Annotated in this window: 14 protein-coding genes; 6 read left to right on the top strand and 8 right to left on the bottom strand. The window is 67.5% G+C overall.

What is annotated here, in order from left to right; genetic code table 11:
- Window positions 1-22: 22 nt before the first annotated feature.
- Complete coding sequence (locus ACZ9YD_RS02980) at window positions 23-322, bottom strand: hypothetical protein (RefSeq protein ID WP_465073657.1); 300 nt, start codon at window positions 320-322, stop codon at window positions 23-25.
- 300 nt (window positions 323-622) lie between these two features.
- On the opposite strand from ACZ9YD_RS02980, the gene parE reads away from it, so the two are divergent.
- Both parE and ACZ9YD_RS02970 read left to right on the top strand, forming a co-directional pair.
- Window positions 623-2512: a DNA topoisomerase IV subunit B gene (gene parE / locus ACZ9YD_RS02975; RefSeq protein ID WP_465073655.1), complete on the top strand. Its 1890-nt coding sequence runs from the start codon at window positions 623-625 to the stop codon at window positions 2510-2512.
- Between the two features lie 59 nt (window positions 2513-2571).
- Window positions 2572-3489 (top strand): AEC family transporter, encoded by a 918-nt coding sequence (locus tag ACZ9YD_RS02970; RefSeq protein ID WP_465073654.1) that lies wholly within the window; start codon window positions 2572-2574, stop codon window positions 3487-3489.
- Window positions 3490-3544: 55 nt separating this feature from the next.
- Here ACZ9YD_RS02970 and mdtD read toward each other — a convergent pair whose 3' ends face one another.
- From mdtD to ACZ9YD_RS02940, 6 genes are read right to left on the bottom strand one after another with little or no spacing between them, the layout of a single operon-like run.
- Complete coding sequence (mdtD, locus tag ACZ9YD_RS02965; protein ID WP_465073653.1) at window positions 3545-4972, bottom strand: multidrug transporter subunit MdtD; 1428 nt, start codon at window positions 4970-4972, stop codon at window positions 3545-3547.
- Window positions 4969-5778, bottom strand: coding sequence for an N-formylglutamate deformylase (gene hutG, locus ACZ9YD_RS02960; protein ID WP_465073652.1), 810 nt, complete (start codon window positions 5776-5778; stop codon window positions 4969-4971). Before hutG ends, mdtD begins: the two co-directional genes overlap by 4 nt.
- Before the next feature lie 53 nt (window positions 5779-5831).
- The gene (gene gorA, locus ACZ9YD_RS02955) at window positions 5832-7220 is read right to left on the bottom strand and encodes a glutathione-disulfide reductase (protein WP_465073651.1); all 1389 of its coding nucleotides are present in this window, start codon (window positions 7218-7220) and stop codon (window positions 5832-5834) included.
- A complete protein-coding gene (locus ACZ9YD_RS02950) occupies window positions 7217-8464 on the bottom strand; it encodes an NAD(P)/FAD-dependent oxidoreductase (protein WP_465073650.1) in 1248 nt (415 codons plus the stop codon). Before ACZ9YD_RS02950 ends, gorA begins: the two co-directional genes overlap by 4 nt.
- A gap of 10 nt (window positions 8465-8474) precedes the next feature.
- Window positions 8475-9710, bottom strand: a complete 1236-nt coding sequence (locus ACZ9YD_RS02945; RefSeq protein ID WP_465073649.1) for a DUF418 domain-containing protein — start codon at window positions 9708-9710, stop codon at window positions 8475-8477.
- Window positions 9711-9769: 59 nt separating this feature from the next.
- The gene (locus ACZ9YD_RS02940) at window positions 9770-10249 is read right to left on the bottom strand and encodes an FKBP-type peptidyl-prolyl cis-trans isomerase (protein ID WP_465073648.1); all 480 of its coding nucleotides are present in this window, start codon (window positions 10247-10249) and stop codon (window positions 9770-9772) included.
- Window positions 10250-10338: 89 nt separating this feature from the next.
- Between ACZ9YD_RS02940 and ACZ9YD_RS02935 the strand changes: the two genes are divergently transcribed.
- Together ACZ9YD_RS02935 and ACZ9YD_RS02930 are read left to right on the top strand one after the other, a co-directional pair.
- Window positions 10339-10908: a C40 family peptidase gene (locus ACZ9YD_RS02935; RefSeq protein WP_465073647.1), complete on the top strand. Its 570-nt coding sequence runs from the start codon at window positions 10339-10341 to the stop codon at window positions 10906-10908.
- 380 nt (window positions 10909-11288) lie between these two features.
- Window positions 11289-11936, top strand: a complete 648-nt coding sequence (locus ACZ9YD_RS02930; RefSeq protein WP_465073760.1) for a C40 family peptidase — start codon at window positions 11289-11291, stop codon at window positions 11934-11936.
- A 284-nt stretch (window positions 11937-12220) separates the two neighbouring features.
- On the opposite strand, the gene ACZ9YD_RS02925 is transcribed toward ACZ9YD_RS02930, so the two are convergent.
- Window positions 12221-13597, bottom strand: a complete 1377-nt coding sequence (locus ACZ9YD_RS02925; RefSeq protein ID WP_465073646.1) for a DEAD/DEAH box helicase — start codon at window positions 13595-13597, stop codon at window positions 12221-12223.
- Between the two features lie 439 nt (window positions 13598-14036).
- On the opposite strand from ACZ9YD_RS02925, the gene ACZ9YD_RS02920 reads away from it, so the two are divergent.
- Window positions 14037-14399 carry a hypothetical protein gene (locus tag ACZ9YD_RS02920; protein WP_465073645.1) on the top strand — a complete coding sequence of 121 codons (363 nt, stop codon included), beginning with the start codon at window positions 14037-14039 and terminating at the stop codon, window positions 14397-14399.
- A 3-nt stretch (window positions 14400-14402) separates the two neighbouring features.
- Entirely contained in the window at window positions 14403-16259 is a 1857-nt protein-coding gene (locus ACZ9YD_RS02915) for a monovalent cation:proton antiporter-2 (CPA2) family protein (protein ID WP_465073644.1), read from the top strand.
- The last annotated feature ends 11 nt before the right edge of the window (window positions 16260-16270 follow it).

Below are 16270 nucleotides of genomic sequence, written 5' to 3'. Positions count from 1 at the left end.
TGGGTGATGCCGGGCGCGTGGATCAGGCCGGATCTTCCTCTTCTGCCTCGACCTGCGGCACCGGCTCTTCGGCGGTCTGGACGGCGGCGTCGGCCTGCGCGTCGTAGGCCTCGTTCACCGCGTCGGTCGCGTAACCGGCTTCGGTGGCGGCAGTTTCGGCAGCCTGCGCCGAAGCCTCGGCGGTCTGGGCAGCCTGCTCGGCCTGCTGCGCGGCGACTTGGGCGTCGCGGGCCTGCTGCTCGACCGAGGCATCCTGGGCGAACGCGGGGGCGGCGAAGGCGGTGGCGACGATGGCGGCGAACAGTACGTTGCGGGTCTTCATTGGACTCTCCGGATTTGAATTCGAAAGTGGAGCAGCGTTGCGTCTTGCAAACCATCCGCGGCGGAGCGGCGGATGAAGGGTGTCGGCTGGATCTGCTCGACGGTTCGAACCTAGCCACCGCGACCCGGCCCGCAACTGAACAACGCCCCGCTTACAACCGGTGCACAAGGCCCTAACTTCGCTGCAACCGCTTACATGCAGCGGCGGCGCGGATTGCGGCATTTCCTGTTGCGAAGGGACCTGGAATCGGCGGATCGGCAATTCCTTTAACATGCGCCGATTCCCGCTGCGCAGCATCGAATGAACACCCGTTACAACGCCGCCGATATCGAAGTCCTCTCCGGCCTGGATCCGGTCAAGCGCCGCCCCGGCATGTACACCGACACCACGCGCCCGAACCATCTGGCGCAGGAAGTCATCGACAACGCCGTCGACGAAGCGCTGGCCGGTCATGCCCGCGAGATCGCCGTCACGCTGTTCAAGGACGGCAGTTGCGAGGTGTCCGACGACGGCCGCGGCATGCCGGTCGACATCCATCCCGAAGAAAAGATTCCGGGCGTCGAGCTGATCCTCACGCGCCTGCACGCGGGCGGAAAGTTCAACAACAAGAACTACACCTTCAGCGGCGGCCTGCACGGCGTCGGCGTCAGCGTGGTCAATGCGCTGTCGACGCTGGTGGAAGTGCACATCAAGCGCGACGGCAGCGAGCACCGCATCACCTTCCGCGATGGCGACCGCGCGTCGCCGCTGGAAGTGGTCGGCACCGTCGGCAAGAAGAACACCGGCACCCGGGTGCGCTTCTGGGCCGACCCGAAGTATTTCGACAGCCCGAAGTTCAGCGTACGCGCGCTGCGCCATCTGCTGCGGGCCAAGGCCGTGCTGTGTCCCGGCCTGACCGTCACCCTGCTGGACGAAGCCACCGGCGAGCGCGACCAGTGGCTGTTCGAGGACGGCCTGCGCGATTACCTCAAGGGCGAGCTGGCCGAACGCGAGCTGCTGCCGCCGGAGCTATTCGTCGGCGCGCTCAAGAAGGACACCGAGACCGTCGACTGGGCGGTTGCGTGGGTGGTCGATGGCGAGCTGGTGCAGGAGAGCTACGTCAATCTGATCCCGACCGCGCAGCACGGCACCCACGTCAACGGCCTGCGCACCGGCTTCACCGACGCGCTGCGCGAGTTCTGCGACTTCCGCAATCTGCTGCCGCGCGGCGTCAAGCTGGCGCCGGAAGACGTCTGGGACCGCGTCGCCTTCGTGCTGTCGATGAAGATGACCGACCCGCAGTTCTCCGGCCAGACCAAGGAACGGCTGTCGTCGCGCCAGGCCGCGGGCTTTGTCGAAGGCGCCGCGCACGACGCCTTCAGCCTGTGGCTCAACCAGCACACGGATCTGGGAGAGAAGATCGCCCAGCTCGCGATCGACCGCGCCAGTGCGCGGCTCAAGACCGAGAAGCAGATCGTCCGCAAGAAGGTCACCCAGGGCCCGGCGCTGCCGGGCAAGCTGGCCGACTGCATCAGCCAGGATCTCTCGCGTACCGAGTTGTTCCTCGTCGAGGGCGACTCGGCCGGCGGCAGTGCCAAGCAGGCGCGCGACAAGGATTTCCAGGCGATCCTCCCGCTGCGCGGCAAGATCCTCAACACCTGGGAAGTGGCGAGCACCTCGGTGCTGGCATCGGAGGAAGTGCACAACCTGGCGATCGCGATCGGCTGCGATCCGGGCAAGGAAGACATCTCCGGTCTGCGCTACGGCAAGGTTGTGATCCTGGCCGATGCCGACTCCGACGGCCTGCACATCGCGACGCTGCTGTGCGCGCTGTTCCTGCGCCATTTCCCGGCGCTGGTCGCGGCCGGCAACATCTTCGTCGCGATGCCGCCGCTGTTCCGCGTCGACGTGGGCAAGCAGGTGTTCTACGCGCTCGACGAGGAAGAGAAGCGCCTGCTGCTGGAGAAGATCGCGCGCGAGAAGCTCAAGGGCCAGATCAACGTCACCCGGTTCAAGGGTCTCGGCGAAATGAATCCCTCGCAGTTGCGCGAGTCGGCGATCCATCCCGACACACGTCGCCTGGTGCAGCTGACCGACGACGACAGCCTGCAGACGCATTCGCTGGTCGACATGCTGCTGGCGAAGAAGCGCGCGTCGGACCGCAAGGCCTGGCTGGAAACCAAGGGCGACCTGGCCACACTGGAAGTCTGATGGCGCGCCGTGACGTGGCGACGGATCACACCGCCACGCCCGTCAGCCGCGCCTGACCGATGCTCGACTACACCATCCCGGTTCTGCTGATCGTCCTGCTCGGCGTCTGGCTGCGGCGCAGCCGCTGGACGCCGGAGGGCTTCTTCCCGGCGATCGAGTGGTTTTCGTTCTACGTCGCGTTTCCCGCGCTGCTCTTCATCAACACCGCGCGGCTGGAATTCACCGGCGGCGCGCTGCGCGATCTCACCGCAGCGACCCTGCTGCCGACGCTGGCGATGGTCGCGCTGCTGGTGATCGCATTGCGTTTCGCACCGCGCCTGCCCGACCCCAGCCGTTCGTCGATCATCCAGGGCGCCGTGCGTCCGAGCACCTACTTCGGACTCGCAGTCGCGTCGCTGCTGTTCGAGGACGACGCTGCTGCACTGGTGATGCTGGCGCTGGCGATCTGCCTGCCGGTGGTCAACGTGGTCGCCGTCGTCGCGCTGGCGTGGTGGAGCGGCACGCGCGTCGGTGCCGCGCGCATCGCGACGATGCTGGCGAAGAATCCGATCATCGTCGCGACGGTCGCCGGCGCGTTGGTGAATGTCATCGGCCTGCAGGTGCCCGCGCCGCTCGGCAACGGGCTCGACATCGTCGGCAGCGCGTCGCTCGCGCTGGGTCTGATCTGCGTCGGTGGCGGACTCGACTTCAACTGGTCGTCCGCGCGGCCGCTGGCACTCGGCATCACCTCGACATTGAAACTGTTGGCGCTGCCGCTGCTCGCCGTCGCGACCTGTCGTCTGCTCGGCGCCGACGAAGACGTCACCCGCGCCGCCTGTTTCTATGCCGCGCTGCCGGCTGCGTCCAACGCCTACATCATGGCGCGCCAGATGGGCGGCGATGCGCCTTTGATGGCATCTCTGATCACGTTGCAGACCCTGCTCGCGATCGTCACGGTGCCACTCGCGCTGCAACTGCTGGTGTGGTGGCCGGCGTGAGTGGAACGAGCCGTACCTGCAACAGTCGCTGCGCGAACCGCCGCGCCGGTCTGCGTCAGGCCTGATCGCTGGTCTCGACCACGCGCCCGGGAATGCGATGGGTGCGGCCGAGCTGGGCGAAGATCGCTGCCGATGCCAACGTCAGCGCGCCGATGCAGACGAAGGTCCATCGGAATGCTGCGAGCACCGGCGCGTCGCCGACCGGTTCACCGCTGAAGGCGCCGAGCAAACCGCCCGCGGTCGCAACACCCAGGCTCATCGCCAGCATCATCACCATCGACAGCAGGCTGTTGCCGGCGCTCGCCTCCGGGCCGCCGAGATCGCGCAGCGCCAGGGTGTTCATCGCGGTGAACTGCAGCGAATTGACCGCGCCGAAGATCGCGAACTGCACGATGTGCAGCCAGGTCGGCTGGCCCACGTCGACCAGCGCGAAGCTCGCCATCGTCAGACCGGTCAGCACGGTGTTGACCACCAGCACGTTGCGGTAGCCGAAGCGCTGCACCAGCGGCACGACGATACGCTTGGAGAACATGCCTGCCAGCGCGACGGGAATCATCATCAGTCCGGCGTGGGTCGGCGGATAGCCGAGCGCGACCTGCAGCAGCAACGGAATCATGTACGGCATGCCGCTGCTGCCGAGGCGCGCGAACAGATTGCCGAGAAGACCCACACTGAAGGTGCGCGTGCGAAACAGCGTCAACGGAAACAGCGGCGCGACCGAGCGCGCGGCGTGCAGCCAGTACGCGACCAGCGCGGCGAGGCCGGTGACCAGCAGCACGACCAGTGCCGCATGCCGCGCGGCATTGCCCGACAACGCCTCGACCGACAACGAGATCGCGATCATGCCGAACGCGAGCATCGCGTAGCCCGGTAGGTCGAAGCGCGAGACCGGTGCGCGCAGGTCTGGCATCCACTTCAATGCGGAGATCGCGCCGAGCACGCCCAGCGGCAGATTGATCAGGAAGATCCAGTGCCAGGACGCGACATCGGCCAGCCAGCCGCCAAGCGCCGGACCGATCAGCGGGCCGATCAGGCCGGGCACGGTGACGAAACTCATCGCCGCGAGGAACGCCGTGCGCGGCACCGCGCGCAGCACCGCCAGCCGCCCGACCGGCATCATCATCGCGCCGCCGACGCCCTGCAGCACGCGCGAAGCGACCAGCGCATCGAGATTCTGCGATAGCGCGCAGGCCAGCGAACCGGCGGAGAACAGCACGATCGCCGCGACGAACAGACGCCGCGTGCCGAAGCGATCGGCGAGCCAGCCCGACGCGGGAATCAGCATCGCGACCGTCAGCGCGTAGGCCACGACGACCGACTGCATGCGCAGCGGCGACTGGCCCAGATCGACCGCCATCGACGGCAGCGCGGTGTTGACGATCGTGGTGTCGAGCATCTGCATGAACACCGCGGCGGCGACCAGCCACAGCATCGGCTTGAACGGACGCAGCAGCTCGGCATCGCTGGCACGCGTGGCGCTCATGCGCGGCGCGAGTCTCCGCCGGCATATCCGATCGCGTCTTCGATCAGCGTGCGCAGCAGCGGCTGCAGCCGATCGGCGCGCGCCGCGTCCCAGGCGAACGTTTCCTCGTCCATGTAGCAGCGCTGGCTGATTTCCAACTGCACGGCTTCGACGCCGGTCTCCGGCTGTCCGTAGTGCCGAGTGATGTGCCCCCCCTTGAAGCGGCCGTTGGCGACGAAGCCGAACGTCGACTGCGCCTGGAGCTGCGCGGTCATCCGCGCTTCGAGCTCGGGACTACAGCTCGCACCACTGGCGGTGCCGAGATTGAGATCCGGCAGCGGACCTTCGAACAGGAACGGCAGCGTGCCGCGGATCGAATGGGCTTCCCACAGCACCACCCACCCATGCGCGGCGCGCAGGCGCGCGATCTCTTCGGCAAGCGCGGTGTGATACGGGCGCCAGTAGGTGTCCACGCGCTCAGTGACGTCGTCGGGCGATGGTTCTGCGCCGGGCAGATATACCGAACCGCCGTCGAAACGCACCACCGGACACAGACCGGTCGTGTTCTGGCCGGGATACAGCGAGACGTCGTCCTCGGACCGGTTGAGGTCGACGACGTACCGCGAATGCGTGGGCACCAACATCGACGCGCCGAGCTCGCGTGCGAATGCGTAGAGATCGGCGACGTGCCAGTCGGTGTCCGGCACGCGGCGCGCATCGTCGGTGAGCCGCGAGGCGATCGCGTCGGGCACGTGCGTGCCGTTGTGCGGGACGCTGATCAGCAGCGGCGCGTCGCCGCGATGAAGGTCGAAGAGGTCGGTGCGCATCGGCGCATTGTAGGCGCGGTCCGGCTGCCCCGGCATCCGGACCGCGCTGACATTCAGCGCATCAGCACCACTTCTTCGGCGCTGGTCGGATGGATGGCGATGGTGTCGTGCAGATCGTCGAGGGTGATCCCGCGCTTGAGCGCGACCGCGAACCCCTGGAGGATCTCGTCGGCGCCATCGCCGAGCAGATGGATGCCGACCAGGCGCCGGTCGTCACCGACGCAGACCAGCTTGAACAGGCTCCGCTGGGTCGATTCGGCCAGCGCTTCGCGCATCGGGCGGAAGTTGCTGCAATAGGTGTGCACGTCGTCGCCATGCCGCTCGCGCGCCTGCGCCTCGGTCAGGCCGACCATCGCCAGCGGCGGATGCGAGAGCACCACCGATGGCACGTTGTCGGCGTCGAGTTTCGCGTCGGGCTTGCCGCCGAACAGGCGGTCGCACAGACGACGCGCCGCCGCGATCGCGACCGGCGTCAGCGTCGGTCCGCAGCCGCAGATGTCGCCGACCGCGTACACGCCCGGCGCGGATGTGGCCTGCCACGCGTCGACCGGAAACGTGCCGGCGGCGTCGACGGTGATGCCGACGGTTTCGAGCCCGAGGTCGGCGGTGTTCGGCCGGCGGCCGGTCGCGAACAGCACCTGATCGAAGCCCGTACGCATCGTGCCGTCTTCGGCTTCGAGACGCAGGCCGTCATCATCGCGATGCAGCGCTTTGAGCGCGTAGCCGAACACCAGTTCGATGCCCTGCTGGCGATAGTTGTCCTCCAGCTGCGCGGTGAGCTGGGCATCGGCCTGGCGCAGCAGCCGCTGGTCGCGCACGTACACCGCGACCTGGCTGCCGAGCGCCTGCAGCACACCCGCAAGCTCGATGGCGATGTAACCGCCGCCGATGATCGCCACGCGTGGCGGCGCCTCGCACCAGCGGAAGAAGTCATCGGAAATCGCACCCAGCGCGGCTCCCGGAACATCGGGGCGCTGCGGATGCGAGCCCGCGGCGAGCACGATATGCGGCGCGGTGAGACAGGTCCCGTCTTCGCACTCGACGCGATCGGGACCGGCGAGCCGCGCGCGTGATGGCAGCACCAGGATGCCGTCGCGGTCGAGCCGCTTGCGGTAACTGTCGTGGATGCCGTGGATGTAACGCTGGCGATCGGTGATGAAAGACGGCCAGTCGAATGCGACGTGCGCGTCCATCGGCAGATTGAAGCCGAAACGCGCGGCCTGCCCGATGCGCTGGCGCAGATCGGCCGCGAGCCACATCGCCTTCTTCGGCACGCAGCCGACGTTGACGCAGGTACCACCGAGCGGTTGCGGCTCGAGTACCGCGACGCGCTGACCGTATTCGGCCGCGCGGAACGCCGCAGCGAGGCCGCCTGAGCCGCCACCGATCACGATCAGGTCGAAGTGCAGCAATGCGGCGTCGTCGTGTTGCGAAGCGCTCATGCGAACCGCGCCGGCGCATACGGCGCGGGGTCGAAGCGCGGCGTGCGGCCGCAGATCAGATCGCTCATCAGTTGTCCGGTCGCCACGCTCATGCTGACCCCGAGCATGCCATGCCCGGTTGCGAGCCAGAGGTGACGATGACCCGGCGCGGGACCGAGAATCGGGACGTCGTCGACGCTGACCGGTCGCCAGCCGTACCACTCTTCCTCGCGCACCGGACCGACCGGTTCGTGCAGGTATTCGCGCGCCGCGTTCTCCAGTGCATCGAGACGCACGCGATTGAGCGAGCGGTCGTAGCCGGAGAATTCCATCGTGCTGCCGAGCCGGAAACCGCTGTCCCAGACCGTCACGCAGACGCTGCGTTCGTGCAGCACCATCGGCGTGCGCGGCACGATCGACGGACGCGAATAGGTGATCGAATAGCCCTTACCGGGCTGCACCGGCACCCGCAGTCGCAGCGACTTCGCAAGCAGTGGCGACCAGGCGCCGGTGGCGAGCAACAAGTCGCGACCGGTGAACACGCCCGCAATGGTGTCGACGCGCACGCCCTCGCCGGTCTCCTCAAGTGATCGCACTTCGCAGTGCTCGACCAGTTCGCCGCCCAGCGCGCGGAACGCGCGTGCCAGGCCTGCGACGTAGCGATCGGGACGCAGGCGCGCATCGCCGGGAAAACGGATCGCGCCGACCACGCCTTCGCGCAGGGCCGGCTCCTGACGTAGATAGTCGGCGCCGTCGATGCGCTCGACCGCGACGCCCAGCGCGCGCAGTTGCGTGGCTTCATCCTCGAACGTGTCGAAATCGGCGCGGTCGCGGTAGATGTAATCGACGCCGGAGGCTTCGAATTCGCAGTCGATGCCCAGGGTGTCGAGCCACTCCGGGAATGCACTGCGCGAGGCTTCGAGGATCGTCGAGCGCGCGCGCATCGCGTGCAGCCAGTCGCGCCGGTTGCAGTGGCCCGCGAAGCCGATCATCCAGCGCCACAGCGCCGGGTCGAACCGCGGGCTCACCCGGAACGGCGCGTCGGGCATCAGCATCCAGCGCAGCGCCTTGGCCACCGTGCCGGGCGCGGCCAACGGTGCGGCGTGGCTCGGCGTGATCGTGCCGCAGTTGCCGTGCGAACTGCCGCAGCCCGCAGTGCCGGCCTCGAGCACACGCACACCGCGGCCGGCCTGCAGCAGCGCGATGCCGCTGGCGAGGCCGATGACCCCGCCGCCGACGATCAGCACGTCATCCCGCGCGTTCATGCCGGTGCCCTCACGGCAGTGCGGGAATGCGCCGCCAACCCGGACGACGTCCGTAGGTCAGCCAGCGCCAGGTCCATTCCATCGGTCCATAGCGGTGATGCGACAGCCACGCATGGCTGATCCCGATTTGCAGCGCGAACACACCGAGCACGATCCCCGTCTGCGCCGCGCGGCCCAGTTCGCCGAACAGGCTGAAGCCGTAGCCATAGAACAGCAGCGAGCAGATCAGCGACTGGGCGAGGTAATGCGTCAGCGCCATGCGCCCCACCGGCGCGAATACGCCGAGCACGCGCGCCCCGGCGCCGCTGGTCCACGCGAGCACGATCAGCGCGACATACGCCAGCGACATCGGCAGCGCGCCGCACAGCATCAACCCCTGCGCCAGGAGTCCGTGTGGATCCATCGCGCCGAGCGTGAACGTCGTGCCGACAGTGACCGCGAGCGCAGTGAACACCAGGCCCGTCGGCAACGTGATCGCCAGCAGGCGCCACCAGAACCGGCGCTGCGCGGCCGGGGCCTGCAGCCAGCCGCCGGACATCAGCCAGCTGCCGATGAGGAACACGCCCAGCACCATTGGCACCATCATCGTCTGGCCCATCAGACCGATCTGCGCGTAATCGCTGACGCGCTGCACGAGCACTGCGCCGAAGCCGCCATCGGGATAGACACTCGCCGCGCGCTCGGCGCTCGCCGCGATCGGCGCGGACATCTCAGCCAGTGCAGCTTCGGGCAGCACCAACATCACCGCCGCGAACAACAGATAGAAAGCCGCAATGCCGGCGTACAGCAGCAGGCCGGTCACCAGCTGCCACTTCGGCGCGACGGCGCGCATCGCCATCAGGATCGCGCCGGCGATCGCATAGGTATGCAGGATGTCGCCCGGCCACAGCAGCACGATGTGCAGCACACCGAACAGCAGCAGCGCTGCCATCCGGCGCAGGAAGACGCGTTCGACCGACAGTCCGGCCGCGGCGATCCGGCCGCTCATCAGCACGAAGCCCATACCGAACAGCAGCGAGAACATCGTCCAGAACTTGCCGGCCACGAAGACGTGCACGATCCACGCGACCGCGTAGTCGAGCCCGGCCGCATCGACCGGAATGCCCGAGCCCATCTGCTGCATCGGCCGGTTGAACCATTCGATGTTCATCGCGAACACGCCGAGCAGCGCGATGCCGCGCAGCACGTCCATCACTTCGAGTCGCTGACCGGTGGGCACCGGTCCAAGCGCGGCCTGCGTCTGCATCCTGCGGTCCTCGCGATGTGGAGCGCCGCTGGCGTCAATGCCGGCGGCGCGGACGTGCCTCAGTGCTGGTGACCACCGTCGCCGTGCACGTGGCCGTGCTCGACTTCCTCGGCCGAGGCTTCACGCACTTCAACGATCTCGATGTCGAACTGCAGGTCCTTGCCGGCCATCGGATGGTTGAGGTCGACGTCGACGACGCTCATGCCGATCTTCTCGATCGTCACCGCGCGCGGGCCGAAGCTGGTATTGAGCACGACCTGCATGCCCGGCGCGAGCTTCTGCTCGGCGAAATGCTTCTTGGGCACGCGCTGGGTCATGCCGTCGCGGCGCTCGCCGTAGGCATCGGCCGCGATCACGTCGGCCTTGAAGGTCTCGCCGGCTTCACGGCCGTCCATCGCCTTCTCCAGACCCGGGATGATGTTGCCGTGGCCGAACAGGATGGCCAGCGGCTCGCGGTCACGCGAGGTTTCCACCGGCTCCTGGCCGGCTTCGGCGACGCTGTAATGGAAACGGACGACGCGGTCTTTCTCGATCTTCATTGCTGGAATATCCGGATAGCGCGGCAGCGCCGCTTGAGGAGGATGTGTGGCTGGGGCAGGATGCGGCGATGCAATCCACCGGTAGCCCCATGCAAGCAACCCCACATTATCCGGACTCCGGCACGCCGGCGCCAACCGCTGCGCGCCGCTGGCTGTTTACGCTGCTCGTGGGCGCGCTCTCGCTGGCCGGCTGCGGGCGCGATGATGTCCGCCCCACCCAGCCAGCTGCGAAGCCGCAAGCCGCGACCCGCACCTGGACCCCCGTCGCACCGGCCGACCCGGCCGCGGCCAATGCAGTGCTGATGCGCGCGATCAGCCTCGTCGGCACGCCGTACCGCTACGGCGGCAACACACCCGAGGGCGGCTTCGACTGCAGCGGCCTGGTGAACTACGTGTTCCGCGACATGCTGGACCTGCGCCTGCCGCGGACCTCCCGCGACCTGTTCGCCTATCAGGGCCCGAAGATCGAGCCCGCCCGCCTGGCCACCGGCGACCTGGTGTTCTTCGGCAGTGGTGGCAGCGTGACCCACGTCGGCATCTATGTCGGCGAGGGCCGCTTCGTGCATGCCCCGAGTACCGGCGGCACCGTGCGGCTGGACCACCTGGACGGCAGCTACTGGGTGCGGAACTACTCCGGGTCCAAGCGCGTCCTCCACTAGCGCGCCGTACGGCGCCGCGCCAACCCGCGTGTTGTGGTCTGCTGCGGGCAACGCCTACCGATATAGATTGGGGATGCATGTGCAGCACCCGGGGTGCCCTTCCCCGGATCGGTGGACCACTTATGAGGACGGTCACCCCGATCCGCCATCTTTCTCGTGGCATTCACACACACGCGCATTCACAATTTCACATCGTGATCGCAGCGCCGAATTTCGCCTGTCGGACCTGAAGATGACGCCGCTTTCTCCACATGGCCTTCACCGATTTCTGTTCAAAAACGAGGAATTGTACGCATTCATTAATTTTTGTTTAACAACTTTCACATCTTCGTCCGGTAGCTTCCCCCGCTGATCCGCGACAATGTGAAACACACGTGACGATGACAGACGCAACGCCAGGCGCCCGCGCCAAACGCCACAGCCGCCTTCGCACTGCCCTTGTCGCAAGTGTTCTCGCGCTCTCCGCAGCACCCGTTTTTGCAGGCCCAGGCCTCGCCGGCGACTCCGCCGACCAGATCGAAACGACCACCTCGGTCGCCCGCGCGCTCACCACCCCGACCGCGCAGCTCGCCCAGCCGGAAATGCTGCTGGCCAGCGACATCAACCAACTGATTGCGATGGACGTCGACAAGCCGGTCCAGGCCGACGGTCGCGTCGAGGGCCTGCTCAAGCGCGCCCTGAGCTTCATCGGCACCCCGTACCGCTGGGGTGGCTCCAGTCCCGACAGCGGCTTCGACTGCAGCGGTCTGGTGGGTTACGTGTTCCGCACCGCGCTGGGCATCGATCTGCCCCGCGTCTCCCGTGACATGGCGCAGAACGGCGAGCGCGTCGAGCGCACCGCGCTGACCGCCGGCGACCTGGTGTTCTTCGGCCGCCGCGGCAACCGCATCGACCACGTCGGCATCTATCTGGGCGACGGCCGCTTCGTGCATGCACCGCGTACCGGCAAGGACGTCATGGTCTCCGAGCTGGACTCGGGCTACTGGGCCAGCCGCTTCCAGTCCGCGCGCCGCGTCGCCGGCGTCTGAGGGCGCACGCCCGATGCGAGAAGGCCGCCGGAAGGCGGTCTTTTGCGTTGTGGGCGCAGCACGGATTCTGGAAGCCCTCCCCCGCCTGCGGGGGAGGGCTTTGGTCTTCCAGCACCTGAGACCTCCAACCTGATACGCCCAGCGCCCGAAAAGTCAGCGGCGATGCGACCTGACATCCAGAGTTGCGCCAGCGCCGAAACAGAAAAAGGCCGCCCGAAGGCGGCCTTTTTCATCAACGCGGATCGAACACGAACCGGACCGTCAGGCCCGCGCCGCGCTCTGCATCACGCGCGGCTGTCGCGGCGTTCCTGCGGACGGCCAGCACCCGGACGGTGCTGCTTCGGGCCCGCATGCGCATGCGCGCTGCGGTCCGCCGGCTTGCCGTGACCCCGGTTGCCCGGCTTGCGCGGAGCGCGCTCGCCACCGGGCTTCTGCTCGCCCATGCGTGCACCCGGACGACCGGCAGACGGCTGACGACGCTGACCGCCACCGTTCTTCGGGATCGGCGTGTCGAGACGCACCGGCTGGCTGGGCTCGAAGCCGGGCACGGCCGTCAGGTCGATCTCGGCCTTGAGCATGCGCTGGATCTGGCGCAGCAGACCGCCCTCTTCCGGCGAGACCAGCGACAGCGCCTCACCCGTGGAACCGTTGCGGCCGGTGCGGCCGATGCGGTGCACGTAGTCCTCGGCGACCATCGGCAGATCGTGGTTGATCACCAACGGCAGGTTCGGGATGTCGAGGCCGCGCGCGGCGACGTCGGTGGCGACCAGGATGCGGGCACGACCGGACTTGAACATGTCCAGTGCCTTCTGGCGCTGCGCCTGGCTCTTGTTGCCATGGATCGCGACTGCCGGCAGGCCGGACTCGGCCAGCTGTTCGGCCAGACGGTTGCAGCCGTGCTTGGTCTTGCCGAACACCAGCACCTGGTCGGTGTGGCGCTTGGACAACAGATCGACCAGCAGATCGCGCTTGCGGCTGTTGTCGACCGGATGCGCGCGGTGCGCGATGGTCTCGGCGATCGTGCTGTTCTGCGCCACCTGCACCTGCTGCGGATCGCGCATGAACTCCAGCGCCATCGCCTTGATGCGCGGCTCGAACGTGGCCGAGAACAGCAGCGTCTGACGCTGCTTCGGCACACGGTTCATGATGCGCTTCATCTGCGGCAGGAAGCCCATGTCGAGCATGCGGTCGGCTTCGTCCAGCACCAGCACTTCGACGGCGTCGAGCTTGGCGTGACCGCTTTCCATATGGTCGAGCAGACGGCCCGGACATGCGATCAGCACGTCCACGCCGCGGCGCAGGTTGTCGATCTGGGGCTGCATGCCGGCGCCGCCGAAGATCGTCGTAACGTTCAGACGCAGATGGCGACCGTAGGTCTTGAGGTTCTCAGCGACCTGCACAGCGAGCTCGCGGGTCGGCACCAGAATCAGCGCGCGCGGCTTGCGAGGGCCCTTGGGCGGCGTTTCCTTGGCGAGACGCTGCAGCAGCGGCAGACCGAACGCGGCGGTTTTGCCGGTACCGGTCTGGGCGCCGCCCAGGACGTCGTTGCCGCCGAGGATCAGCGGAATGGCCTGCGCCTGGATCGGCGTGGGCGTGTTGTAGTCGTTTTCGGCGAGCGCGCGCAGCAGCGCGGGCGACAGCCCGAGGTCTTCAAACGTCATCTTGGAACTCCTTGCGCTTCCGCACGCCACCGCCTGCGAATCGTGCGGACGCACGACACCGGAACGGAAACGCTGGGAAGTCTTGCTCGGAGCTATCCAGAACCGCGCTGCGAGCAATGATGAAACGGCTGCCGGATGCTCCGGGCCGTGGTCTGCGCGACGAAAGACGTGCGGGATAAGTCCGCGCGGATCAGGAATCGATCAATGCGGTAGGCGTACCAGGATCGTATCTGTCGACGCGGATCGCGTCGGCCAGGGGCAGCCGTGTTGCAGAACGGGGCAGAGTCTACGCCAATTCAGCCTGCCACTCCAGCGGCCGGCCGTGCGCCGCGACAGCCGGCGCTCAGGCGCCAGGTCGCGACACGATGCGTGCCACGTCCCCGCTGGGCGCCCGTCCGGCGCTGTGTCACCCTTCACGCATCCTCGACAGGATCCACCCATGGCCTTCAGATCCAGTGCGCCGTCCGCACCGATGCTGCTCGCTCGCGTCCTGATGGCCAGCCTGTTCGTCGTGCTGGGGGGCTGGCGGGTCTGGGGCGCGCTCAACGGCATGGCGCTGTCGAATGCCGCGTTGGTGCTCAGCGTCGGCGAATTGTTGCTGGGGCTATTGCTGCTCGGCGGCTGGCGCCTACGCTGGGTCGCACTGGCGGCTGCGGCGCTGCTGGTAGCGTACGCCGCGCTGTCGCATCCGTTCTGGTCGGCACGCCCCCATGTGTTCGACGGCCAGCTGCTGCACTTCATGAAGAACATCGCACTGGCCGGCGGCTTCTTGCTGTTGTCCGCAACCGCATCCAGGAAATAGTCGATGGCCACCGAGGCCCACGAAACCACCAGCCAGCTGATCCAGGTCGTCGCGCTGCTGGGCGCGGCCGTTGTCGCGGTGCCGCTGTTCCGCAAGCTCCGGCTCGGCTCGGTGCTCGGGTATCTGGCCGCGGGCTTGGCGATCGGGCCGTTCGGCTTCGGCTGGTTTTCCGATCCGCAATCGATCCTGCACGTCGCCGAGCTCGGCGTGGTGATGTTCCTGTTCGTCATCGGCCTGGAAATGCGGCCCTCGCACCTGTGGAGTCTGCGCCGGCAGATCTTCGGGCTCGGCGCGCTGCAGATCATCCTCAGCATCACCGCGCTGACCCTGCTCGGCGCGGCGTTCGGCTTCCCGTGGCCGATCGCGTTCGTCGGCGCGTCCGGCTTCGTGATGACCTCGACCGCGGTGGTCATGCAGCTGCTGTCCGAACGCGGCGAGATCGCCCTGCCCCACGGCCAGAAGATCGTCTCCGTGCTGCTGTTCGAAGACCTGCTGATCGTGCCCCTGCTCGCGCTGATCGCATTCCTCGCGCCGACGCCCGAGGCCGCTGCCGATGCCCCCTCGCGCTGGATATCGATCGCGATCGGCATCGGCTCCCTGGTCGCCCTGATCATCGCCGGCATCTATCTGCTCAACCCGATGTTCCGCATTCTCGCTGCGGCCAAAGCGCGCGAAGTCATGACCGCGGCCGCGCTGCTGGTGGTGCTGGGCGCGGCGCTGCTGATGCAGCTCGGTGGCCTGTCGATGGCGATGGGCGCGTTCCTCGCCGGCGTGCTGCTGTCGGAATCCTCGTTCCGGCACCAGATCGAAGCCGACATCGAACCCTTCCGCGGCATCCTGTTGGGCCTGTTCTTCCTCGGCGTCGGCATGGCGCTGAACCTGACGGTAGTCGCGGCGAACTGGCCGTTGATCGTCGGCGGCGTGTTCGCTGCGATGGCGACCAAGGCGCTGTGCATCTACATCGTCGCGCGCGTCACCCGCAGTTCGCATCCCGAAGCGCTGGAGCGCGCGGTGCTGATGGCGCAGGGCGGCGAATTCGCGTTCGTGTTGTTCTCCACCGCCGCCGCGACCGGGCTGATCAACGCCGAGGTCAATGCGAACTTCACCGCGATCGTCGTGCTGTCGATGGCGCTGACGCCGCTGGTCGTGCTGATGACCCAGCGCTTCATCGTCAAGGCCAAGGCGGCGCGGCCGGACGACGTGGAAGACGTCGCGGGCCAGAGCGGCAGCGTGCTGATCATCGGTTTCGGCCGCTTCGGCCAGGTGATGAGCCAGTCGCTTCTGGCGCGCGATGTCGACGTCACGATCATCGACACCGATATCGAGATGATCCAGAGCGCGGCGGAATTCGGCTTCAAGGTCTACTACGGCGACGGCACCCGGCTTGATGTACTGCATGCTTCGGGCGCCCGCACCGCCCGCGCGATCGCGATCTGCATCGACAACCGCGAGGCCGCCGACCGCATCGTCGAACTGGCCGCGCACCAGTTCACGCAGGCCAAGCTGCTGGTGCGTTCGTTCGACCGCGAGCATTCGCTGTCGCTGGTCAACGCCGGCGTCGATTTCCAGATCCGCGAGACCTTCGAATCGGCGGTGCAGTTTGGCGCCGCGGTACTGCGCGAACTCGATGTTCCGGAAGAAGACGCCGACGCGATCGCGATCCAGGTCCGCCGTCTCGACGCCGAACGCTTCGAACTGGAAACCGCCAGCAATGACACCCGCGCCGGCATCCCGCTGATCATCAAGAACACCAGCGCACCGGGCCCGAAGCCGACGCCGTTGACGCGGCCGCGCCGCGAGAGCAAGCGGCTCAACGATGCCGCGGCGGCACCGCCGGGACCCGACGCCCCGGCGGCCTGATCGTGGACATC

This window comes from Luteimonas sp. AC640a, assembly GCF_979256585.1.
The sequence above is the reverse complement of the archived record's forward strand: the minus strand, read 5'-3'. Positions and strand labels throughout refer to the sequence as shown.

Coding starts and splice junctions, on each gene's coding strand:
- ACZ9YD_RS02980 (WP_465073657.1), bottom strand. CDS start 322: ATGAAGACCCGCAACGTACTGTTCGCCGCCATCGTCGCCACCGCCTTC.
- ACZ9YD_RS02915 (WP_465073644.1), top strand. CDS start 14,403: ATGGCCACCGAGGCCCACGAAACCACCAGCCAGCTGATCCAGGTCGTC.
- ACZ9YD_RS02945 (WP_465073649.1), bottom strand. CDS start 9,710: ATGCAGACGCAGGCCGCGCTTGGACCGGTGCCCACCGGTCAGCGACTC.
- mdtD (WP_465073653.1), bottom strand. CDS start 4,972: ATGAGCGCCACGCGTGCCAGCGATGCCGAGCTGCTGCGTCCGTTCAAG.
- ACZ9YD_RS02940 (WP_465073648.1), bottom strand. CDS start 10,249: ATGAAGATCGAGAAAGACCGCGTCGTCCGTTTCCATTACAGCGTCGCC.
- gorA (WP_465073651.1), bottom strand. CDS start 7,220: ATGAGCGCTTCGCAACACGACGACGCCGCATTGCTGCACTTCGACCTG.
- parE (WP_465073655.1), top strand. CDS start 623: ATGAACACCCGTTACAACGCCGCCGATATCGAAGTCCTCTCCGGCCTG.
- ACZ9YD_RS02925 (WP_465073646.1), bottom strand. CDS start 13,597: ATGACGTTTGAAGACCTCGGGCTGTCGCCCGCGCTGCTGCGCGCGCTC.
- ACZ9YD_RS02935 (WP_465073647.1), top strand. CDS start 10,339: ATGCAAGCAACCCCACATTATCCGGACTCCGGCACGCCGGCGCCAACC.
- ACZ9YD_RS02920 (WP_465073645.1), top strand. CDS start 14,037: ATGGCCTTCAGATCCAGTGCGCCGTCCGCACCGATGCTGCTCGCTCGC.
- ACZ9YD_RS02970 (WP_465073654.1), top strand. CDS start 2,572: ATGCTCGACTACACCATCCCGGTTCTGCTGATCGTCCTGCTCGGCGTC.
- ACZ9YD_RS02930 (WP_465073760.1), top strand. CDS start 11,289: ATGACAGACGCAACGCCAGGCGCCCGCGCCAAACGCCACAGCCGCCTT.
- ACZ9YD_RS02950 (WP_465073650.1), bottom strand. CDS start 8,464: ATGAACGCGCGGGATGACGTGCTGATCGTCGGCGGCGGGGTCATCGGC.
- hutG (WP_465073652.1), bottom strand. CDS start 5,778: ATGCGCACCGACCTCTTCGACCTTCATCGCGGCGACGCGCCGCTGCTG.